The 20,369-nt window shown below is 72.4% G+C and carries 19 protein-coding genes; 10 read left to right on the top strand and 9 right to left on the bottom strand.

What is annotated here, in order from left to right; translation table 11 throughout:
* Nucleotides 1–72 precede the first annotated feature (72 nt).
* The gene (moaA, locus tag KUM39_RS12030) at nt 73–1,062 is read left to right on the top strand and encodes a GTP 3',8-cyclase MoaA (protein ID WP_217785550.1); all 990 of its coding nucleotides are present in this window, start codon (nt 73–75) and stop codon (nt 1,060–1,062) included.
* Between the two features lie 88 nt (nt 1,063–1,150).
* On the opposite strand, the gene KUM39_RS12025 is transcribed toward moaA, so the two are convergent.
* Together KUM39_RS12025 and KUM39_RS12020 are read right to left on the bottom strand one after the other, a co-directional pair.
* A complete protein-coding gene (locus KUM39_RS12025) occupies nt 1,151–1,363 on the bottom strand; it encodes a hypothetical protein (protein WP_217785549.1) in 213 nt (70 codons plus the stop codon).
* 146 nt (nt 1,364–1,509) lie between these two features.
* On the bottom strand, nt 1,510–1,941 hold the full coding sequence (locus tag KUM39_RS12020; protein ID WP_217785548.1) for a DUF3099 domain-containing protein: 432 nt from the start codon (nt 1,939–1,941) through the stop codon (nt 1,510–1,512).
* 217 nt (nt 1,942–2,158) lie between these two features.
* Between KUM39_RS12020 and KUM39_RS12015 the strand changes: the two genes are divergently transcribed.
* Nucleotides 2,159–2,440 (top strand): GlsB/YeaQ/YmgE family stress response membrane protein, encoded by a 282-nt coding sequence (locus tag KUM39_RS12015; protein ID WP_217785547.1) that lies wholly within the window; start codon nt 2,159–2,161, stop codon nt 2,438–2,440.
* Between the two features lie 73 nt (nt 2,441–2,513).
* Here KUM39_RS12015 and tyrS read toward each other — a convergent pair whose 3' ends face one another.
* Genes tyrS through KUM39_RS12000 form a run of 3 tightly spaced genes read right to left on the bottom strand, consistent with a single transcriptional unit; the run spans nt 2,514 to nt 6,762 of the window.
* Nucleotides 2,514–3,782: a tyrosine--tRNA ligase gene (tyrS, locus tag KUM39_RS12010; protein ID WP_217785546.1), complete on the bottom strand. Its 1,269-nt coding sequence runs from the start codon at nt 3,780–3,782 to the stop codon at nt 2,514–2,516.
* A 56-nt stretch (nt 3,783–3,838) separates the two neighbouring features.
* Complete coding sequence (locus KUM39_RS12005; RefSeq protein WP_217785545.1) at nt 3,839–5,242, bottom strand: metallopeptidase TldD-related protein; 1,404 nt, start codon at nt 5,240–5,242, stop codon at nt 3,839–3,841.
* On the bottom strand, nt 5,239–6,762 hold the full coding sequence (locus KUM39_RS12000; RefSeq protein WP_217785544.1) for a TldD/PmbA family protein: 1,524 nt from the start codon (nt 6,760–6,762) through the stop codon (nt 5,239–5,241). The genes KUM39_RS12005 and KUM39_RS12000 overlap by 4 nt, the downstream gene beginning before the upstream one ends.
* A gap of 273 nt (nt 6,763–7,035) precedes the next feature.
* Here KUM39_RS12000 and fabG point away from each other — a divergent pair, with 273 nt between their 5' ends.
* The 3 genes from fabG to KUM39_RS11985 all read left to right on the top strand — a co-directional run bounded on the left by fabG (nt 7,036) and on the right by KUM39_RS11985 (nt 9,124).
* On the top strand, nt 7,036–7,740 hold the full coding sequence (fabG, locus tag KUM39_RS11995) for a 3-oxoacyl-[acyl-carrier-protein] reductase (protein ID WP_217785543.1): 705 nt from the start codon (nt 7,036–7,038) through the stop codon (nt 7,738–7,740).
* 5 nt (nt 7,741–7,745) lie between these two features.
* Complete coding sequence (gene fabI, locus KUM39_RS11990; RefSeq protein ID WP_217785542.1) at nt 7,746–8,513, top strand: enoyl-ACP reductase FabI; 768 nt, start codon at nt 7,746–7,748, stop codon at nt 8,511–8,513.
* A gap of 254 nt (nt 8,514–8,767) precedes the next feature.
* Nucleotides 8,768–9,124, top strand: coding sequence for a hypothetical protein (locus tag KUM39_RS11985; RefSeq protein ID WP_217785541.1), 357 nt, complete (start codon nt 8,768–8,770; stop codon nt 9,122–9,124).
* On the opposite strand, the gene KUM39_RS11980 is transcribed toward KUM39_RS11985, so the two are convergent.
* Nucleotides 9,102–9,794, bottom strand: coding sequence for a FadR/GntR family transcriptional regulator (locus KUM39_RS11980; RefSeq protein ID WP_217785540.1), 693 nt, complete (start codon nt 9,792–9,794; stop codon nt 9,102–9,104). The genes KUM39_RS11985 and KUM39_RS11980 overlap by 23 nt on opposite strands.
* A gap of 295 nt (nt 9,795–10,089) precedes the next feature.
* Here KUM39_RS11980 and KUM39_RS11975 point away from each other — a divergent pair, with 295 nt between their 5' ends.
* The 4 genes from KUM39_RS11975 (at nt 10,090) to KUM39_RS11965 (ending at nt 12,758) form a co-directional block, all read left to right on the top strand.
* A complete protein-coding gene (locus tag KUM39_RS11975; RefSeq protein WP_372455744.1) occupies nt 10,090–11,481 on the top strand; it encodes a CynX/NimT family MFS transporter in 1,392 nt (463 codons plus the stop codon).
* An 89-nt stretch (nt 11,482–11,570) separates the two neighbouring features.
* Nucleotides 11,571–11,687, top strand: a complete 117-nt coding sequence (locus KUM39_RS28565; protein ID WP_281425690.1) for an SGM_5486 family transporter-associated protein — start codon at nt 11,571–11,573, stop codon at nt 11,685–11,687.
* A 267-nt stretch (nt 11,688–11,954) separates the two neighbouring features.
* Nucleotides 11,955–12,161: a hypothetical protein gene (locus tag KUM39_RS11970; RefSeq protein WP_217785538.1), complete on the top strand. Its 207-nt coding sequence runs from the start codon at nt 11,955–11,957 to the stop codon at nt 12,159–12,161.
* 78 nt (nt 12,162–12,239) lie between these two features.
* The gene (locus KUM39_RS11965) at nt 12,240–12,758 is read left to right on the top strand and encodes a SixA phosphatase family protein (protein ID WP_217785537.1); all 519 of its coding nucleotides are present in this window, start codon (nt 12,240–12,242) and stop codon (nt 12,756–12,758) included.
* A gap of 36 nt (nt 12,759–12,794) precedes the next feature.
* Here KUM39_RS11965 and serB read toward each other — a convergent pair whose 3' ends face one another.
* Together serB and KUM39_RS11955 are read right to left on the bottom strand one after the other, a co-directional pair.
* On the bottom strand, nt 12,795–14,003 hold the full coding sequence (serB, locus tag KUM39_RS11960) for a phosphoserine phosphatase SerB (RefSeq protein WP_217785536.1): 1,209 nt from the start codon (nt 14,001–14,003) through the stop codon (nt 12,795–12,797).
* A gap of 121 nt (nt 14,004–14,124) precedes the next feature.
* Nucleotides 14,125–16,278 carry a streptophobe family protein gene (locus tag KUM39_RS11955; RefSeq protein WP_372455743.1) on the bottom strand — a complete coding sequence of 718 codons (2,154 nt, stop codon included), beginning with the start codon at nt 16,276–16,278 and terminating at the stop codon, nt 14,125–14,127.
* Nucleotides 16,279–16,517: 239 nt separating this feature from the next.
* On the opposite strand from KUM39_RS11955, the gene KUM39_RS11950 reads away from it, so the two are divergent.
* Nucleotides 16,518–19,040 carry an ABC transporter ATP-binding protein/permease gene (locus KUM39_RS11950; RefSeq protein ID WP_217785535.1) on the top strand — a complete coding sequence of 841 codons (2,523 nt, stop codon included), beginning with the start codon at nt 16,518–16,520 and terminating at the stop codon, nt 19,038–19,040.
* 130 nt (nt 19,041–19,170) lie between these two features.
* Here the strand turns inward: KUM39_RS11950 and KUM39_RS11945 are convergent, their stop codons facing one another.
* Nucleotides 19,171–19,929 (bottom strand): transglycosylase SLT domain-containing protein, encoded by a 759-nt coding sequence (locus KUM39_RS11945; RefSeq protein WP_217785534.1) that lies wholly within the window; start codon nt 19,927–19,929, stop codon nt 19,171–19,173.
* Nucleotides 19,930–20,369: the final 440 nt, after the last annotated feature.

Raw genomic sequence — 20,369 nt, 5'->3', positions numbered from 1 at the left:
ATCGCCCGCGCTCTCGCGTAGGCTCGCAGGTGACAGACCCACGAGAGCCGAGCGAGCGAGGGAGGGGACCACGTGCTCATCGACACCTACGGCCGGACGGCCACCGACCTTCGGGTCTCACTGACCGACCGGTGCAACCTGCGCTGCACCTACTGCATGCCCGAGGAGGGCCTGCAGTGGCTCGGCAAGTCCGAGCTGCTCACCGACGACGAGATCGTCCGGCTCATCGGCATCGCGGTCCGCCTCCTCGGCATCCGCGAGGTCCGCTTCACCGGCGGCGAACCGCTCCTCCGCCCCGGCCTGCCCGGCATCGTCGAACGCGTCACCGCGCTCACGCCCCGCCCCCGCACCTCGCTGACCACCAACGGCATCGGCCTGGCCCGTACGGCGGCGGCGCTCAAGGCGGCCGGACTCGACCGGGTCAACGTCTCCCTGGACACCCTGCGCCCCGACGTGTTCAAGACGCTCACCCGGCGCGCCCGCCACCAGGACGTGCTGGACGGCCTCGCCGCCGCGCACGACGCCGGACTCACCCCGGTCAAGGTCAACTCGGTCCTGATGCCCGGCCTCAACGCCGACGAGGCACCCGACCTGCTCGCCTGGGCCGTGGCGCACGACTACGAACTCCGCTTCATCGAGCAGATGCCGCTGGACGCCCAGCACGGCTGGAAGCGCGACGGCATGGTCACCGCCGAGGACATCCTCGCCTCGCTGCGCACCCGCTTCCGCCTCACCCCCGAACAGGACGGCGAGCGCGGCTCCGCCCCGGCCGAACGCTGGCTGGTGGACGACGGACCCGCGCGGGTCGGCGTGATCGCCTCCGTCACCCGCCCGTTCTGCGCCGCCTGCGACCGCACCCGGCTCACCGCCGACGGCCAGATCCGCACCTGCCTGTTCGCCACCGAGGAGACCGATCTGCGCGCCGCGCTGCGCTCCGACGCCTCCGACGAGGAGATCGCCGAGCGGTGGCGCAAGGCCATGTGGGGCAAGAAGGCCGGTGCGGGCCTCGACGACCCGACGTTCGTCCAGCCGGACCGGCCCATGTCCGCGATCGGCGGCTAGCGGAGTCCGCGGGAGGCCGCTCCGGAGCCCGCGGGAAGCCGCTCCGGGGTCCCGGACGGCCGCTCCGGGGTGTACCGGACGGAGTTGCTCAGACCTCCGTCGCCCGCCACTCCCCGAACGCCACCACGTCCTTCAGGAACCCCCGGACGCCCAGGAACTGCGACAGGTGCTCGCGGTGCTCCTCGCAGGCCAGCCAGGTCTTGCGCCGCTCCGGGGTGTGCAGCTTCGGGTTGTTCCAGGCCAGCACCCACGCGGCGCCCGCGCGGCAGCCCTTGGCGGAACAGATCGGCGTATCGCTCACGGCACTCGACTCACAGAACGGGGCGGGAAAAGGCGACGCCGAGCAGCCACGGGGGGAGCTGCCCGGCGTCGGTCCGTCGCTCCGACGGGGGATGCGGAGCGCGTACGAAGTATGTCACGGGGCACCCGGCGTCCGGCACCGGAACCTCATGATTGATCTGAGGTTTTCCTGAGGTTCGTGACCGGGTCCCCGGGCTCCTCCGGGGCCGCCCGGCGGCCCTCACCGCCCGCGTCCCGACCGGTGGTCCGGGCGCCGTCCTCCGGGCCCCGCGGCAGCGCGGGCGGCACGTACGCGCTCACCGGCGACGACACATAGGTGGACGGCAGGTTCGGAGGCCGCTCGCGCCCGGCGTTGGCGATCACCACCGCCACGTAGGGGAGCAGCATGCCCACGACGAGGGCCACCAGGGCGACATGGCGCTCGACGTTCCACATGACCGCCGTGAGGATCACCGACAGGGTGCGGATCGACATGGAGATCACGTACCGCCGCTGCCGGGCCCGTACGTCCTCGGCGAGGCCGGTCCGGGCACCGGTGATCCGGAACACCTGGACGCTTCCGCCGTGCTGTTTCCGCATCACATTCCACTCCGCCCGCGTCGGACTCCCCGGCCCGGCACCCGCCCCGTCGGCCGACGGGGAACGGCCGGGAACGCACCTCACGTTACGCCCCGTCCACCGCGCCGACGAGACCGGGTCGCGTCCGGGTGTATCCGACATGCGCCCCGCGCCGGGCACGCCCAGACTGGCCGTATTCATCACGGATCGGCGCGCCGGATCGTTCGAGGAGGCAGTCATGGGCTGGTTGTGGGCGATCATCGTGGGATTCGTGCTGGGCCTGATCGCCAAGGCGATCATCCCCGGCAAGCAGCACAGCCCGCTCTGGCTGACCACCATCTGCGGCATGCTCGGCGCCATCGCGGGCAATGCCATCGCCCGCTCCCTGGGCGTGGCCGAGACCTCCGGCATCGACTGGAGCCGACACGCCTTCCAGCTGATCGCCGCGATCATCATCGTCGCCGTGGTGGACATGCTGTACATGGCGACCCTGGGCAAGCGGAAACGCGAACACGTCTGACAGAGCGACGTGGAGGGGCGCCGGTCCAGCGACCGGCGCCCCTCCACGCGTCGTACGGCCCCGCCGCGAACCGCTACGCGCCGGTGACCTCCACCGCCGCCAGGTTCTTCTTGCCGCGCCGCAGCACCAGCCAGCGCCCGTGCAGCAGGTCGGCGGTGTCGGGCACGGCGTCCTCGGCGGTCACCTTGACGTTGTTCACGTAGGCACCGCCCTCCTTCACCGTGCGGCGCGCCGCCGACTTGCTGGCGACCAGGCCGACCTCGGCGAGCAGGTCCACCACCGGGCCGGGTGCGGCGACGCGGATGTGCGGCAGCTCCGACAGGGCGGCCGTCAGGGTCGCCCCGTCCAGCTCCGCCAGCTCGCCCTGCCCGAACAGCGCCTTCGACGCGGCGATCACGGCGGCCGTCTGCCCGGCGCCGTGCACCAGCGTCGTCAGCTCCTCGGCCAGCGCGCGCTGCGCCGCCCGCGCCTGCGGACGCTCCGCCGTCTGCCGCTCCAGCTCCTCCAGCTCCTCGCGGGAGCGGAAGGACAGGATGCGCAGGTACGTGGAGACGTCCCGGTCGTCCACGTTCAGCCAGAACTGGTAGAACGCGTACGGCGTCGTCATCTCCGGGTCGAGCCAGACGGCGCCGCCCTCGGTCTTGCCGAACTTGGTGCCGTCCGCCTTCGTCATCAGCGGCGTCGCCAGGGCGTGCGCCTCGACACCCGGCTCCAGCCGGTGGATCAGGTCCAGCCCCGCCGTGAGGTTGCCCCACTGGTCGCTGCCGCCCTGCTGGAGCGTGCAGCCGTAGCGGCGGTGGAGCTGGAGGAAGTCCATGCCCTGGAGCAGCTGGTAGCTGAACTCGGTGTAGCTGATGCCCTGGTCGGACTCCAGACGGCGGGCGACCGAGTCCTTGGTGAGCATCTTGTTGACCCGGAAGTGCTTGCCGATGTCGCGCAGGAACTCGATCGCGGACAGGTTCGCGGTCCAGTCCAGGTTGTTGACCATGACGGCCGCGTTCTCGCCCTCGAAGGACAGGAACGGCTCGATCTGGCCGCGCAGCCGGTCCACCCAGCCGGACACCGTCTCCGGGTCGTTCAGCGTGCGCTCGGCGGTCGGGCGCGGGTCACCGATCAGCCCCGTCGCCCCGCCGACCAGTGCCAGCGGCCGGTGCCCGGCCTGCTGGAGCCGGCGGACCGTGAGCACCTGGACGAGATGCCCGACGTGCAGGCTGGGCGCGGTCGGGTCGAAGCCGCAATAGAACGTGACGGGACCGTCCGCGAGCGCCTTGCGCAGGGCGTCCTCGTCGGTGGACAGGGCGAACAGCCCACGCCACTTCAGCTCATCGACGATGTCCGTCACGTCTGTCGTGTCTCCTCGGGTGATCTCGGGCGGCCGGATGACGGCCGCCTACGAGGTTATACGCCCTGGCTGACAGAGCTCATGTGGAAATCCGGCACCCGGAGCGCGGGCATCGCGGCCCGCGTGAACCAGTCGCCCCACTCGCGCGGCAGCGTCTTCTCCGTGCGGCCCGCCTCCACGGCCCGGCCCAGCAGGCTCACCGGTGACTCGTTGAACCGGAAATTGTTCACCGCGCCGGTCACCTCGCCGTTCTCCACCAGGTACACCCCGTCCCGGGTGAGCCCGGTGAGCAGCAGCGTCGCCGGATCGACCTCGCGGATGTACCACAGGCAGGTCAGCAGCAGCCCGCGCTCGGTGGCCGCGACCATCTCCTCCAGGGAGCGGTCAGAGCCACCGTCCAGGATCAGGTTGCCGCCGCCCGGCGCCACCGGCAGCCCGGTGAGGGCCGCGCCGTGCCGGGTGGTGGTCAGGTGCTTCAGCTCACCGTTCCCGATCCAGTCGATGGCGCCGCTCGCCAGACCGTTGTCGAACACCGACCGGTCGCCGCCGGAGGAGTGCGCGACGACGAACGGCGCGCATTCGAGGCCCGGCTCGTCCGGGTCGCTGCGCAGGGTCAGCGGCAGCTCGCTGAGCCGGTCCCCGACGCGGGTGCCGCCGCCGGGCCGGGAGAACACCGTGCGTCCCTCGGCCGCGTCCCGGCCCGACGCCGACCAATGCTGGTAGATCAGCAGGTCCGCCACCGCGGTCGGCGGCAGCAGCGTCTCGTACCGTCCGGCGGGCAGCTCCACCCGGCGCTCCGCCCAGCCGAGCCGCGTGGCCAGCTCCGCGTCCAGCGCGGCCGGGTCCACGTCCTTGAAGTCCCGCGTGGCCCGGCCCGCCCACGCCGAGCGGGTGCCGTCCGGGGACTTGGCGTTCAGCTCCAGCGTCCCCGACGGCTGGTCGTACCGCAGTCGCAGCCCGGTGGAGGTGCCCAGGTACGTCGAGACCATCTCGTGGTGGGCGAAGCCGTACAGCTCCCGGCCGCCCGCGCGGGCACGGGCGAACGACTCGCCCAGCGCGGGCGCGAACTCCGCGAACACCGCCGAGGAGGTCTCGGCGGGCGCGTCCGTGAAGTCCGGGGCGACGGGCACCCCGGTGACCAGCGGCCGGGCGTCCTCGGCGGGCCCGGCGCCGCGCGCCGCCGCCTCGGCGGCCCGCACCAGCGGTTCCAGCTCGTCGGCGGTCACCGCCGCCCGCGACACCACCCCGCTCGCGGTGCCCTCCCGGCCGTCCACCGTGGCGATCACGGTGAGCGTACGGCCGCGGGTGACGCCGTTGGTGGTGAGCGCGTTGCGCGCCCAGCGCAGGTTGGTGTCGGACCGCTCGTCCGCGATGACGACGAGACCGTCGGCGCGGGACAGGGCGAGCGCCCGCTCGACGGTCTCGTGCGGCTTGCTCGCCTTGCTGACGGGGGCGCTCATCGGCCGGCCTCCTGCGTGGTGTTCAGAATGTTGACGCCCTTGAACAGGGCGGACGGGCAGCCGTGCGACACGGCGGCGACCTGGCCCGGCTGGGCCTTGCCGCAGTTGAACGCACCGCCCAGGACATAGGTCTGCGGGCCGCCGACGGCCGCCATCGACCCCCAGAAGTCGGTGGTCGTGGCCTGGTAGGCGACGTCCTTCAGCTGCCCGGTGATCCGGCCGTTCTCGATCCGGAAGAAACGCTGCCCGGTGAACTGGAAGTTGTACCGCTGCATGTCGATCGACCAGGAGCGGTCCCCGACCACGTAGATGCCCCGGTCCACGCCCCCGATCAGGTCGTCCGTGGACAGGCCCGCCGGGTCCGGCCGCAGCGACACGTTGGCCATGCGCTGCACCGGCACGTGTCCGGGGGAGTCGGCGTAGGCGCAGCCGTTGGAGCGCTCGAAGCCGGTGAGCCGGGCGATCCGCCGGTCCAGCTGGTAGCCGACCAGGGTGCCGTCCCGCACGAGGTCCCAGGACTGCGCGGCGACACCCTCGTCGTCGAAACCGACGGTCGCCAGGCCGTGTTCGGCGGTGCGGTCCCCGGTGACGTTCATCAGCTCGGAGCCGTACTTCAGCGTGCCGAGTTTGTCGAAGGTGGCGAACGAGGTGCCCGCGTAGGCCGCCTCGTAGCCGAGGGCGCGGTCCAGCTCGGTGGCGTGCCCGACCGACTCGTGGATGGTCAGCCACAGGTTGGACGGGTCCACGACCAGGTCGTACAGGCCCGGTTCCACGCTGGGCGCGCGCATCTTCTCCGCGAGCAGCTCCGGCATCCGCTCCAGCTCGCCCTCCCAGTCCCAGCCGGTGCCGGTGAGGTACTCCCAGCCGCGTCCGGCGGGCGGGGCGAGGGTGCGCATCGAGTCGAACTCGCCGCTGGAGCCGTCCACCGACACGGCGGTCAGCTCCGGGTGCAGCCGGACCCGCTGCTGGGTGGTGACGGTCCCGGCGGTGTCCGCGTAGAACTTGTTCTCGTGCACGGTGAGCAGCGAGGCGTCCACATGGCTGACGCCCTTGGCGGCCAGCAGCCGCGCGCTCCACTCGGCGAGCAGCGCCGCCTTCTCCTCGTCGGGCACCGTGAACGGGTCGATCTCGTACGACGACACCCAGGTGCGGTCCGCGTGCACCGGCTCGGCGGCCAGCTCCACGCGCTCGTCGGAACCGGCGGCCCGCAGCACCTGCGCGGAGAGCTTCGCCATCGCCACCGCCTGCGAGGCGACCTTGGCCGCCGCGTCCAGGGTGAGGTCCACACCGGACGCGAAACCCCAGCTGCCGCCGTGCACGACACGGACCGCGTACCCGAGGTCGGTGGTGTCCGACGACCCGGCGGGCCGGGCGTCCCGCAGCCGCCAGGACGCGCCGCGCACCCGCTCGAAGCGGAAGTCCGCGTGCTCGGCGCCCAGCGCCCGCGCGCGGGCCAGCGCGGCGTCGGCCAGCGGCCGTAGCGGAAGCGCCGTGAAGGCTTCGTCGATGGAATGGGGCACGGAGTTCTCCCTGCTGTCGTGGCCTGTCGGCACCGATCATGGCGCGGGTCCGCCCGGCGCGACCACCCGTTCCGCCCCGTCGGCACGGGTTTCTGTAGGGACCCGACAGCGACACCCCCGTGCCACTGTCGGTGCCCGATTGCCCGCGCGGGGTGCGCGACCGATAGGTTTTCGATGCGGTCGCCCGTCCTCGGCGCCCGGCCGGACCCACGGCCACCTGCCCGTCCGACCTCGGCCGCAGCAGCATCAGCCCGCCAACGAAAGGGTGATCCGTTGAGCCGCTCGGTTCTCGTCACCGGAGGAAACCGGGGCATCGGCCTCGCCATCGCCCGCGCGTTCGCCGACGCCGGCGACAAGGTCGCCATCACGTACCGCTCCGGGGAGCCGCCGGCCGGCTTCCTCGCCGTCAGGTGCGACATCACCGACGCCGACCAGGTGGAGCAGGCGTACAAGGAGATCGAGGACGCCCACGGCCCGGTCGAGGTCCTCGTCGCCAACGCCGGTGTCACCAGGGACCAGCTCCTGATGCGCATGTCCGAGGAGGACTTCACCTCGGTCCTGGACACCAACCTCACCGGCACCTTCCGGGTCGTCAAGCGCGCCAACCGGGGCATGCTGCGCGCCCGCAAGGGCCGTGTCGTGCTGATCTCCTCGGTGGTCGGCCTGCTCGGCTCGGCGGGCCAGGCCAACTACGCCGCCTCCAAGGCCGGTCTGGTCGGCTTCGCGCGCTCCCTCGCCCGTGAGCTGGGCTCGCGCAACATCACCTTCAACGTCGTCGCGCCCGGTTTCGTGGACACCGACATGACCAAGGTGCTCTCCGACGAGCAGCGGGCGGACATCGTCACCCAGGTGCCGCTCGGCCGTTACGCGCAGCCCGAGGAGATCGCCGCGACGGTGCGGTTCCTCGCCTCGGACGACGCCTCGTACATCACTGGAGCCGTCATCCCCGTTGACGGCGGACTGGGAATGGGTCACTGATCACCATGAGCGGAATCCTCGCCGGCAAGCGCGTCCTGATCACGGGCGTGCTGATGGAGTCCTCCATCGCCTTCCACGCCGCCAAGCTCGCCCAGGAGCAGGGCGCCGAGATCATCCTGACCGCGTTCCCGCGGCCCACCCTGACCGAGCGCATCGCGCGGAAGCTGCCGAAGCCGGTCAAGGTCATCGAGCTGGACGTCACCAACGAGGAGCACCTCGGCCGCCTGGCCGACGTCGTCGGTGAGGAGCTGGGCGGCCTGGACGGCGTCGTCCACTCCATCGGCTTCGCCCCGCAGGACGCGCTCGGCGGCAACTTCCTCAACACCCCGTTCGAGTCGGTCGCCACCGCCATGCACGTCTCGGCGTTCTCGCTGAAGTCGCTCACCACGGCGTGCCTGCCGCTCATGCAGAACGGCGGCTCCGTCGTCGGCCTCACCTTCGACGCGCAGTTCGCCTGGCCGCAGTACGACTGGATGGGCCCGGCCAAGGCCGCCCTGGAGGCCACCAGCCGCTACATGGCGCGTGACCTGGGCAAGCAGAACATCCGCTGCAACCTGATCTCCGCCGGTCCGATCGGCTCGATGGCCGCCAAGTCCATCCCCGGCTTCGCCGACCTGGCCGCCGTGTGGGACACCCGCTCCCCGCTGGAGTGGGACCTCGCCGACCCGGAGCCCGCCGGACGCGGCATCGTCGCCCTGCTGAGCGACTGGTTCCCGAAGACCACCGGCGAGATCATCCACGTGGACGGCGGCCTGCACGCCATCGGCGCCTGATCCCCGGCCGACACCGGCAGCTGCGCCCCGCCTCCCGTACGACGGTACGACCGTACGACGGGAGGCGGGGCGCGGTCGCGTGCGTACGGGACGGGCCACCCCTGCGCGCGGGCCCGACGGCGGCTACCACTGTGTACACGTACCGTCACCCGATCGGCCCTGCCCGCCGGGCGCCGCACACCCCGTACGGCGCACTCTGGAGGCACGCGCCCTGCTCGGGCGTCCCTCCGCAGCCCGGCCCAGGAGGTTCCCTTGTGCGCCTGTCCCACAGCCTGGCCCCGGTGATCCTCGCGGCCGCTCTCACGCTGCTGCTCCCGCGCGACGCGTCCGCCCTCACCGGCGACGGCGGCTCCTCGGTGGCGGACGCCCCCGGTGACCTGTTCGGCGCCTCCTGCCGCACCGCTGTGGACGGCTCCCACGTGGTCGCCTACTGCCACAACCCCTATGTGGACACCGACCGGCTGCGGCTGCACATCGAGTGCGCGCAGTGGTGGGACATCGACACCGACACCGCGCCCGTGGACGACGGCGCCGCCATGACGGTGCGGCTCACCGGACGCTGCTGGAACGAGGTCGCCTCGGCGTGGGTCAGCCACCAGCGGGCGGGCTGAACCGGTCCGGACGGCACAGGAACGGGTAGCTCCCGGCCTCCGCCTCGGCGGCGTCCGCGTCGCCCGCCCGGATCGCGTCCACCAGCCGGGTGTGGTCCATGTGCGACTCCGGGGTCAGCGCCTCGCCCACGTCCGCGCGCAGCCAGTCCCGCAGTACGGCGCCCAGGTCGGCGTACATCGCCGCCATGACGTCGTTGTGCGAGGCGGCGACCACGGCCAGGTGGAACGCCGCGTCGGCGGTCACGAACGCCTCCGCGTCGCCGGTGTTCCACGCCTCCTCGCGGCGCGCCAGCATCGCGTCGAGCTGCACCAGGTCCTTCCCGGTCCGCCGTACGGCGGCCAGCCGCGCCGCAGCCGACTCCAGCGTGGAGCGCAGTTCCGCGATGTGCCGGGGGTCGGCGTCCGCGAACCTGCGGTACATCACCCCGGCCAGCTCGCTCGTCGCCAGCACGTAGGTGCCCGAACCCTGCCGGATGTCCAGCAGCCCGTTGTGCGCCAGGGCGCGGACCGCCTCACGCACGGTGTTCCGGGCGACCCCGAGCTGCTCGACCAGCTCCGGCTCGGTCGGGATGCGCGATCCCACCGGCCACTCGCCGGACGCGATCTGGTTGCGCAGCGCGGCGATGACCTGTTCGGACAGCGCCGACCGGCGCGGGTGGCTCAAGGGCATGGCTCACCTTCGCACGGGCGGGGGAGCGGACGCCGGTCCGGGGACGCGGAACCGGGCGGGGGCGGACGGACCGGCAGGGGGGGCGAGGGCGATCACCGTGGGCGATCATCGCTGCGGTCGTGCGGTCGTGCGGTCGTGCAGTCGTGCGGTCGTGCGGTCGTGCGGTCGTGCGGTCGTGCGGTCGTGCGGTCGTCGTGGGCGACGGCAGCCACGGATGGACAACCAATCATCCCATGATTCTATGATGTGCCACATGGTCGGTGAGGAAGCGCGAACCGGGGAAACCCGTACGGAGATGTCAGTGCCCGAACGCGCAACAGAGCCCCGGCGGGCATCGGCGCGCCGCACGCCGCCCGCGCGCGCGTGGGCGGTCCGCCTGGTCGTCGTCGGCATCGTGCTGTCCGCGCTCAACCTCCGCCCGGCCATCACCAGCCTCGGCGCGCTGCTGGAGGAGGTCCGCGGCGGCCTCGGCATGAGCGGCAGCGTGGCCGGACTGCTCACCTCCGTACCGCCGCTGTGCTTCGCCGTGTTCGGGGTGACCGCCCCCCGCCTCGCCCGCAGGTTCGGGCCCGCCGCCGTGGTCTGCGCGGGCATGGCCGCCATCACCGCCGGACTCCTGCTGCGGCCCTGGGCGGGCGGTACGGCCGGATTCCTCGCGGCCAGCGCGCTCGCCCTCATGGGCATCGCGGTCAGCAACGTCCTGATGCCGGTCATCGTCAAGCGCTGGTTCCCGGACCGCGTCGGCTCCATGACCGGCCTGTACTCGATGGCCCTCGCCCTCGGCACGGCCCTCGCCGCCGCCGTGACCGTCCCCGTCACCGACGCGCTCGGCGGGAACTGGCACTACGGCCTCGCGGTCTGGGCGCTCCCCGCGGGCGCCGCCGTACTGCCGTGGCTGCCGCTGGTACGGGAGCGTGCCGCCGGGACGGGGAACGGGCGGGAATCCGCCGGTGCGGGAGACGCGCGAGAAGGCGGTGCGCCGGACGGTGACGCACGGAACGGTGGCGCGCCGAATAGTGGTGCGCCGGACGGAATCGGGCGGAACGGCGAGGCTTCCGCGCGGCGGTCCGGCGGCCAGGACGCCCCGATGCGCATCACCGGGAGCCGTACCGCCTGGGCGCTGGCCGTGTTCTTCGGGCTCCAGGCCACCGCCGCCTACATCACGATGGGCTGGATGGCACAGATCTTCCGCGACGCCGGGGTCCCGGCGGGCACGGCCGGTCTGCTGCTCGCGGTGACGATGGTGATGGGCGTGCCGCTGGCCTTCGTCATCCCCCGGCTCGCCGCCCGGCTGCCGCATCAGGGGCCCATCGTGCTGGTGCTGGGGGTCTGCGGCCTCGCCGGATACGCCGGGCTGTACTTCGCCCCGGCCGGTGGCGCGTGGGCGTGGGCCGTGCTGCTCGGTGTCGCCAACTGCTCCTTCCCGCTGGCCCTGACCATGATCGGGATGCGGGCCCGTACCGGTCCGGGCGTGGTCCGGCTGTCGGCGTTCGCGCAGAGCACCGGGTATCTGATCTCCATCCCGGGTCCGCTGCTGGTCGGCGTGCTCTACCAGCACAGCGGTGGCTGGGGAGCGCCGATCGCGCTCATGGCCGGGCTGATGGTCCCGCAGATGGTGGTCGGCTTCGCGGCCGGACGGGACCGCACGGTCGAGGACGAGACGGCAGTCGCCCCTCCGGCCCGGTGAGCTGTCCGGCCCGGTGATCCTTCGGGCGCCCCGCCCGGTCGAGTGACCCCCGGGCGGGCCGGGCGTCCGGCGAGTGGCACACTGACCGCATGCCAGTGCTCGAACCGAATCCCCCCAACGGCCAGAAGAAGATGCTCATCGTCTTCGGCTCGTTCTTCGCCATCTTCCTGGTCATCGCGGTCATCGCGTCGATCGCGTCTCCCTGACGGCGGGCGGCTGACGGCGGGCGACCGACGGCTCACGGCGGGGGCTCACACCGGGCGGGCGGCTCACCGCTCGCGGCGGGTCTCGCGGGGCCCTGCGGGACCGGTCTTCGGAGGGGCGAGGGTGGGGACAACCCCCCCCATCCCCTAGGGGGTCGGTTTCAGGGTTGAGTGGGTGGATATCCGGATGGGCGCCAAGCGCCGGAAACCGTAACTTCGAGGTACGGCCGCGACGGGCGGCCAAGAACCGCGAAGACCACGGAGGCGACCATGCAGGCCCGCACCCCCGCCCCGCCCCGCCCGGCGACCGAGGGCGGCTCCGAGACCCGACTGCGCTGGTGGGCGCTCGCCCTGCCCGTCCTCGCCTTCACCGCCCTCCTCACGCTGATACTCAACCCGTCGGACGCCCACGCGGCCGGTCCCGACCCCGCGCTCACCCACCTCGTGCAGCGCGCGCAGTCGCTGCTCGCACGCTGATCCACAGGTGCCACCGGGGGGTGAATCCGCATGTCAACTCCCTGCGCCCCATGCCCTGTTTCGTGCGAAGCTGGGCCCATGAGCGTCGCTGAACCCCGCAGGATCATCGTCTTCCGGCATGCGAAGGCAGACTGGCCCGACGTGGCCGACCACGAGCGCCCGCTGGCCGAGCGGGGCCGCTCGGACGCGGCGGTCGCCGGACGCAGACTGGCCGAGAGCGGCATCGCCTTCGACCTCGCCCTGTGCTCCACGGCCGTATGGACCCGCGAGACCTGGAAGCTCGCCGTGCACGAACTCACCCACCGGCCGAAGACCGTCTACGAGGAGCGGATCTACGACGCCTCGCCCGGCGAGCTGATCGCGGTCCTGGACGAGACCCCGGACGACGTGCGGGACGTGATCCTCATCGGACACAACCCCGGCGTCCACGGCCTGGTCGAGGTGCTCACCGGAGGTGCGGAGGGCGACGCCCGCGAGCGGATGGACCGGCGCGGCTTCCCGGCCGCCGCCTTCGCGGTACTGACCTTCGAGGGCACCTGGAAGAACGTCGAACCCGGCGTGGGCACGCTCGTGGACTACTGGGCGCCCTCGGAGTGACACGGCGGCACCGGCCCGGCCGCCTCCCGGCCGGGCTCAGCCCTCGTCGTGGGTGTCCGCCGCCTCGACCTCTTCGCGGGTGATCCCCAGCAGATAGAGGACCGTGTCGAGGAAGGGGAAGTTCACCGCCGTGTGCGCGGCCTCGCGCACCACCGGCTTGGCGTTGAAGGCCACACCGAGACCGGCCGCGTTCAGCATGTCCAGGTCGTTCGCGCCGTCCCCGACGGCCACCGTCTGCGCCAGCGGAACCCCGGCCTCGGCGGCGAACCGGCGCAGCAGCCGGGCCTTGCCCGCCCGGTCCACGATCTCCCCGACCACCCGCCCGGTGAGCCTGCCGTCCACGATCTCCAGCGTGTTGGCCTGCGCGAAGTCCAGCCCAAGCCGCTCCCGCAGATCATCGGTGACCTGGGTGAAACCACCGGAGACCACGCCCACCTGATAGCCGAGCCGCTTCAGCGTCCGGATCAGGGTCCGCGCCCCCGGCGTCAGCCGCACCTGCTCCCGCACCCGGTCCACCACCGAGGCGTCCAGCCCCTTCAGCAGCGCCACCCGCGCGTGCAGGGACTGCTCGAAGTCCAGCTCCCCGCGCATCGCCGCCGCCGTCACCTCCGCGACCTGCTCCTCGCAGCCCGCGTGCGCGGCGAACAGCTCGATGACCTCGTCCTGGATCAGCGTGGAGTCCACGTCCATGACCACCAGCCGCTGCGCCCGCCGGTGCAGACCCGCAGCGACCACCGCGATATCGACACCCAGTGCCCCCGCGTCCGCCATCAGAGCCGTGCGCAACTGCTCCGTCTCCACGCCCGACACCGCGAACTCCACAGCGGTCACCGGGTACTTGGCGAGGCGGAAGATACGGTCGATGTTGCCGCCGACCTTGGCGATCCGGGCCGCGATGGCCGCCGTGGACTCGGCGGTGAGCGGACTGCCCAGCACGGTCACCAGGGAGCGTCCCAGACCGCGGGGCCGGTTGTCGCCGTGCCCGGAGAGGATCTCCGCCTGCATCTTCACGGACTCGGCCCAACTGTGCACGGTCGCCCGCAGATCGCCCTCCAGCGCGGGCGACGGCTGCGTGATCAGCGCGCACAGCACCAGACGGCCACGTGTGACGACCTGCTCGATGTCCACCACGTCCACCCCGAAGGCGGCCAGGGTGTCGAAGAGTCCGGCGGTGATGCCCGGCCGGTCCTTCCCGAAGATCTTGACGAGGAGAGTGGGGACCTCTGAGGTCTGCGCAGCGCTCATGGTGGGCACCACGGTATCCGGCACCCGGTGTCCCGCGCCCGCCACGTCCGCCTGACGGACATGGAACAACCGGTGTCCGCCGGATGGCGCGCGCCTTGCCCGCCCGTGCGCCGCGGGGGGTTCAGCCGCGGGGGCGGTGCGGGGGAGTGGCCGGTGGGGGCGGCGGCGCGGACGGCGGAGGCGGCACCGACGGAGGAAGCGGGGGCCGACCCCCGCTCCCGCGCGTACCCCCGCTCTCGTGCGTACCCCCGCTCCCGCGCGTACCGCCCGCCCGCGTCCCCTCCGCGTGCCCACCCGCACCCTCCACCCACGTGTCGTCCGGCGCCGGGCCGAACCCCGGCCGCGCGTCCTCCGGCTCCCGCGCATCCTCGGGCACGCGCAGGTAGGGGTTGGTGGCGGGGTTGGGCGGACGGTACGGGGTGCGGGGACGGTAGGGGCCGGTGTGGTCCGGGGGCGCGGTCCCGGCTGGGGCGCCGTGGGGTTCGCCGTCAGCGGGGCCGGGATCAGGGAGGGGGCTCCGGCGGGGTACGGAGGCGTGCGGTGTAGCAGGTGCGGACTGTGCGGTGGAGGCGTGCGGTGTGGCGGGGACGTGCGGTGCGGCGGAGACGGACGGTGCCGCAAGGGCGGACGGTGCCGACCGCCCCGCGCCGTTTGCCCCGTCATCCGCGCTCACGCCGTCCCCGCTCCGATCACCTCCGTCCCTGTCCCTGTCCTCGTCCCCATACCGCCCAGCCCTGTCCCGCCGCACCGCCCACTTCCCGCCCACCCCGGCCCAGCTCGCCAGCAGCGCCCCCGCCGCCCCCGCGCCCGCACCCCACACTGCGCCCAGCAGCAGGGCCGTACCCGTGCGACCGTGCAGCCCGACGGACGTACCGAGCGCGTCCACGCCCAGCACGGACAGCGAGGCGTCCGCCGAAACACCCGTGAGCCGGACCAGCAGCGGCAGCCCGAGCGCGGTGACGACCCCGAGCCGCAGCGCACACCACCCCGCGAACCGCGCCGTCCCACCCGGCCGCGCCGCCGTCCCGTACCCACCCCCACCCCCGACCTCGCCCCCGGGCCCCCCACTCCACCGGCCGTGCCCCCGCCCCACCGGTGTCCGTACCGCTGCCAGCACGCCCGCCGCCAGCATGGCCAGCACCGCGCCCACCGCCAGCAGCCACACCCTGCCGTCCAGTTCCGCCAGCCGTCCGAGCGTGACCGGGCGTCCGGAGCCGGAGTGAAGGAGCTGGTCTATGGGGTGGGGGAGCAGGGTGCCCAGGAGTCCGGTGGCGCGGCCGTCCCAGGGCACGAACAGGCCCAGCGGCATCCCGAGCCACGCCCCGTTCGGCGCGCCCAGCAGAGCCGCGCCCGCGACGCGGCCGGGGTGGTCGTCGCCGACCGCCGCGTACGCCGCCGCCGCGAGACCGGCGCCCACCGCGGCCAGCAGGACGTTGACCAGCGCCGACACCGGGGGGCGTACCGTCCGGTGCACCACGTCCCAGCCGCGGGGCAGCGGGGTGCGGCGCGAGGCGAGCAGCGCGATCAGCAGGACGGCGGCACACCAGAACAGCCCGCCGAGCAGCGTCGCGCCGGTGTCCACGTCGAATCGCACGACCACCTTGGCGTCGGCCGCGTCCCCGAGCGCCTTGCCCAGCCGGTCCCCGAGACCACCCGCGATGCCGTCCCCGAGACCCCCCGGCAGCATCCCGCCGAGATCCCCGAGCCCCGGTACGCGCAGCCCGCCGCCCGTGTCCCCGCCCGTGCCGGGGAGCCGGTCCAGCCCGAGCGTCCTGCCGTCCAGCGTCACCGACCCGTGCCCCGCCCAGCACGCTCCGCCCAGCGCGGCCACGAAGACGGCGACCAACGTCCCCGAGCGCAGCGCCAGTTCGGGCAGGGTGATCCCAACTCCGGCCGCCCGCAGAGACCGTAGGAAGATCCAGGCGATCAGCAGCGCGCCGACCAGACTCACTCCGAGTGGCGCGAAGTCGATGGCGGTACGGGCGCGTACGCCGTCCACGCCGAACGCGGAGGCGTCGGCCGACGGCGTGACCGAGCCGCCCGCGGCGAGCGCCACCGCCGCCGCCGTCATCGGACCGCGCGCGCCCCGTGCGTCGGCGCCCAGCAGATGCAGCCCCAGCACGGCGACGGCCGTCATCCCCGCGAGCGCCCAACTGGCCGCCGCGACAGCGGAGATGAGGGCGTCCAGCCAGAGCGGCAGCGTGCTCCGCCGCATGTCGCCGCCCCGCGCGCCGTGTTCCGGCGCGGCGCCCGCGCCCGCCCTCGCACCGCTCATGGCAGACCCCCCGATCCGCGCGCGGCACCCGCCGCTGATGTCCCCCTCGGGGGCATTACCACTGTCCGGCCCGATTTCCACCCCGTCAACGGGGCGTGCGGGGAGCGCGTTCGACCGCTCGTCGCAAGGCCCGGCTTTCGGTCAGGGCGATGAGCCTGGAATAGTTCCCCACGATGTTCGACATCCCTAGACTCCCTGTGACGGGGGAAATATCGGGGGACAACTCAGTGGGGCATGGAGTGCCGGAACTCGTACTGCAATCAAACGGACGGACCTGGACGCTCGACCCGTCCAGGCCCTACACCCTCGGGCGCGATCCGCAGGGTGACATCGTGTTCGACGACGCCAGGGTCTCCTGGCGGCACGCCACGGTCAGTTTCGACGGCCGCGGTTGGGCCATCGAGGACCACGGCAGCACCAACGGCACCTTCGTGCGGGGGGATCGCGTCCAGCGGACGGAGATCGGCCCCGGCACGGTGGTGCACCTGGGCAACGCGACGGACGGACCGCGCGTGGACCTGACGGCCGCCGCCGTCACCGCGCCGCAGACGACGCCGCAGGCCGCGTCGTACGCGGCACAGGGCGCGGGCGCGGCGGCCCGGAGCACGCCCGTCGCGCCGCCGCAGCCGGACGTCTCGCAGCCGGTGCCCGCGGCGTTGCCGCAGCAGGGCGGCCCGGCCGAGGGCCTCGCGCAGAAGACGCCCGGCGGCGGTGCGGGGGCACCGCCGGTCCACGGCGACCGCAGCCCGACCACGTTCCACCAGCTGGCGCTCGGCCGGGTGATGCGCATCGGCCGCGCCCTGGAGAACGACCTCGTCGTCTCCGACCTCCAAGTGTCCCGGAACCACGCGGAGTTCCGGTCCACACCGGACGGCCGCTTCGAGATCCGCGACCTGGGCTCGCACAACGGCACGTACGTCAACGGCCAACCGATCACCAAGGGCGGCACCGCCGTCCTCGGCCCGAGCGACATCGTCGGCGTCGGCCACTCCGCGTTCCGGATCGTCGGGGACCGGCTGGAGGAGTTCGTCGATACCGGCGAAGTCTCCTTCTCCGCACGGCACTTGACGGTCACCGTGGACGGCGGCAAGCAGATCCTGAAGGACGTCTCCTTCGGCGTCCCGGAGAAGTCGCTGATCGCGGTCATCGGCCCGTCCGGTTCCGGCAAGTCCACCCTGCTCAAGGCGCTCACCGGCTACCGGCCCGCCAACGAGGGCGAGGTGCTGTACGACAACCGCAACCTCTACAAGCAGTTCGCCGAACTGCGCCAGCGCATCGGTCTGGTCCCGCAGGACGACATCCTGCACAAGGAACTGACGGTCAGGCGGGCGCTGAAGTACGCGGCGAAGCTCCGCTTCCCGGCGGACACCACGGGCCAGGAGCGCGACGCCCGGATAGAAGAGGTGTTGCGCGAACTGAAGCTCGACATCCACAAGGACAAGAAGATCACCTCGCTCTCCGGCGGCCAGCGCAAGCGCGTCTCGGTCGCCCTGGAGCTGCTGACCAAGCCGTCGCTGATCTTCCTGGACGAGCCGACCTCGGGTCTCGACCCCGGCATGGACCGGGACGTGATGCAGCTGCTGCGCGTCCTGGCCGACGACGGCCGTACGGTCCTGGTGGTGACCCACTCGGTGGCCGAGCTGGCGATCTGCGACAAGCTGCTGGTGATGGCGCCGGGCGGCGCGGTGGCCTACTTCGGCCCGCCCGAGGAGGCGCTGAACTTCTTCGGCTACGACACCTGGGCCGACGTCTTCTCCGCCTTCGAGAACTACCGCGACTACGACTGGGCGGGCCGCTGGAAGGGCTCGCAGCACTACCAGATGTACGCCGCGGACATCGACGCGGTCGCCCCGCAGTCGGTGACCATGCCGTCGCCGCAGGCCGTGAAGCCGCCCAAGCCGCAGCCGTGGGCCTCGCAGTTGCTCACCTTGATCCGTCGCTATGTCGCGGTGATCGCGTCCGACAAGGGCTTCCTCGCCTTGACGGTCATCCTGCCCGCTGTACTGGGTGCGGTCAGTCTGTTGATCGATTCGGACAGGGGGCTGTTGGTCAACCCGATCAACCCCCGCACCGGGGTACCCGTGCCGAACGGTACGGCCACGACGGTTCTGTTGATCCTCGCGGTCGGAGCCTGCTTCGCCGGTGCGGCCAACTCCGTCCGTGAACTGATCAAGGAACGGGTGATCTACGAGCGGGAGCGCGCCACCGGCCTGTCCCGCTCGGCGTACCTGATGTCCAAGGTCGTCGTCCTGGGTGTCGTCACGGTGCTCCAGGGCCTGATGGTCGGCCTGATCGGCTTCTCCAGCCGGGAGATCCCCGCCGAGGGCGTGGTGCTCGGCCACTCCACGCTGCTGGAGCTGTGCCTGCCGATCATGGGGCTGGGCTTCACCTCGATGATGTTCGGCCTGGTCATCTCCTCGCTGGTGAAGACCTCCGAGAAGACGATGCCGCTGCTGGTGATGTTCGCCATCATCCAGGTCGTGTTCACCGGCTGCCTGTTCACCCTGCACGGCGCGGTCGGTGTCAACGAGTTCTCGTACCTGATGCCGTCGCGCTGGGCGGTGGCCGCCGCGGGCGCCACGCTGGACTTCAACAACATCGCGCCCAACACCGACGACCCCGGCAGCACGGATCCGCTGTGGAACCACACGGCCGCCGCCTGGGGTATGGACATGGGCGCGCTGCTGGTCCTCGGCGTGATCTGCGGCTTCCTCGTGGCGCGCTTCCTGCGACGGCACGAGCCGGAGGTCATGCGGAAGTGACCGGGTCCGTGAGCGGGGCCTCCGGGCGCCGATGACGGAACGCGGATGACGGAGCGCGGATGATGGAACGCCGAAGGGCGGCACCTCGACAGGTGCCGCCCTTCGTGTCGTCTCAGAGGTCCGCGCGGCCTCAGTACGCGCTGTTCACGTTGTCGATCGAGCCGTATCGGTGCGCCGCGTAGTTGGCGGCGGCGGTGATGTTGGCGACCGGGTTGTAGATGTCCCACGAGGTGCCGGGCACGTGGTACGCGGCGAAGGTCGGCGGGATGACCTGGAGCAGACCCTTGGACGGGATGCCGTTGATCGCGTTGATGTCCCAGTTGTTGATGGCCATCGGGTTGCCGGAGGACTCGCGCATGATGTTGCGGTGCAGACCGCTGTAGCTGCCCGGTATGCCCCTGGAGTGCATGATCGCCAGGGCGTTGCGTATCCAGCCGTCCAGGTTGTTGGAGTAGGTGGTGGCGGCGACGGTCTGCATCGGGAGGCGCTTGGCGGAGCGGTTCGCGGCCGGGGCGGAGGAGTGCGCGCGCTTCGCGGCTGCGTCGGCCGCGGCCTTCTTCAGCGCGGCGGCGGTGTCCGCCTTCTTCTTGGCGTCGGCTGCCTTCGCGGTCTTCGCGGCCTCGGCCGCCTTGGCGGCCTTCTGCTTGGCCGCGAGGGCGTCGAGCTTCACGCGGTCGTTCGTCAGACCGGCGTGGTCCTCGTGCGCATGGGCGACGGCGACCTGGGTGTCCGCGACGGGGGATCCGGCGGTGACGGTGGCGCCCGTGCTCCCGACGGTGGCCGTCAGCGCGATGGCGGCGGCGCCGAGCGTTCCGGCACCGGCCATCACGGCCTTGTGGCGCTTGGTCAGGGTCTGACTGAGACGGCCGTTGAGGAAGTTCTTGGGCATGGCTGATGGACCTCTTCGAGTAGCGCGGAGGTCGCTCCTGCGTCCGCCGGGGGAATCGGCTCCTCCCACACGAACGCCGGGGGACGCATCCCACGGCGCTGAGCGACGGGAGCAATTCTTAGCGGGGGCGAAATGCCCAGGCAAAGGCGTGATTTACGAACCTGTGTAGTGGAACGAGGAGGGTCAAATCAGGACAAGCTAGACCGTCGATCCAGCTCATCCCGGAGGCCGCGTCTCCTATGCGAGGTCGTACGTGATGTGTGCCCTATGTGGGTCCTCACATCCGAAGAGTCCCGTTTTCACCCTCCGTGCCCCGCGCACCGCCCCAGGGTGAGCGCCCTCCTCCTCAAGGAGGAGACCCGCGCCCCCCGGACCACCCCCCCCCCCCCCCCCCCCCCCCCCGCCCCCGCCCCCCCCCCACCCCCCCCCCCACCGGACGA

The organism is Streptomyces corallincola (assembly GCF_019104725.1).
Taxonomy (GTDB): Bacteria; Actinomycetota; Actinomycetes; order Streptomycetales; family Streptomycetaceae; genus Streptomyces; species Streptomyces corallincola.
This window is presented reverse-complemented; position numbering and strand designations above follow the sequence as displayed.

Coding starts and splice junctions, on each gene's coding strand:
- KUM39_RS12020 (WP_217785548.1), bottom strand. CDS start 1,941: ATGCGGAAACAGCACGGCGGAAGCGTCCAGGTGTTCCGGATCACCGGT.
- KUM39_RS12015 (WP_217785547.1), top strand. CDS start 2,159: ATGGGCTGGTTGTGGGCGATCATCGTGGGATTCGTGCTGGGCCTGATC.
- KUM39_RS12005 (WP_217785545.1), bottom strand. CDS start 5,242: ATGAGCGCCCCCGTCAGCAAGGCGAGCAAGCCGCACGAGACCGTCGAG.
- fabI (WP_217785542.1), top strand. CDS start 7,746: ATGAGCGGAATCCTCGCCGGCAAGCGCGTCCTGATCACGGGCGTGCTG.
- KUM39_RS11980 (WP_217785540.1), bottom strand. CDS start 9,794: ATGCCCTTGAGCCACCCGCGCCGGTCGGCGCTGTCCGAACAGGTCATC.
- KUM39_RS11975 (WP_372455744.1), top strand. CDS start 10,090: ATGTCAGTGCCCGAACGCGCAACAGAGCCCCGGCGGGCATCGGCGCGC.
- KUM39_RS28565 (WP_281425690.1), top strand. CDS start 11,571: ATGCCAGTGCTCGAACCGAATCCCCCCAACGGCCAGAAGAAGATGCTC.
- KUM39_RS11970 (WP_217785538.1), top strand. CDS start 11,955: ATGCAGGCCCGCACCCCCGCCCCGCCCCGCCCGGCGACCGAGGGCGGC.
- KUM39_RS11965 (WP_217785537.1), top strand. CDS start 12,240: ATGAGCGTCGCTGAACCCCGCAGGATCATCGTCTTCCGGCATGCGAAG.
- serB (WP_217785536.1), bottom strand. CDS start 14,003: ATGAGCGCTGCGCAGACCTCAGAGGTCCCCACTCTCCTCGTCAAGATC.
- KUM39_RS11955 (WP_372455743.1), bottom strand. CDS start 16,278: ATGAGCGGTGCGAGGGCGGGCGCGGGCGCCGCGCCGGAACACGGCGCG.
- KUM39_RS11945 (WP_217785534.1), bottom strand. CDS start 19,929: ATGCCCAAGAACTTCCTCAACGGCCGTCTCAGTCAGACCCTGACCAAG.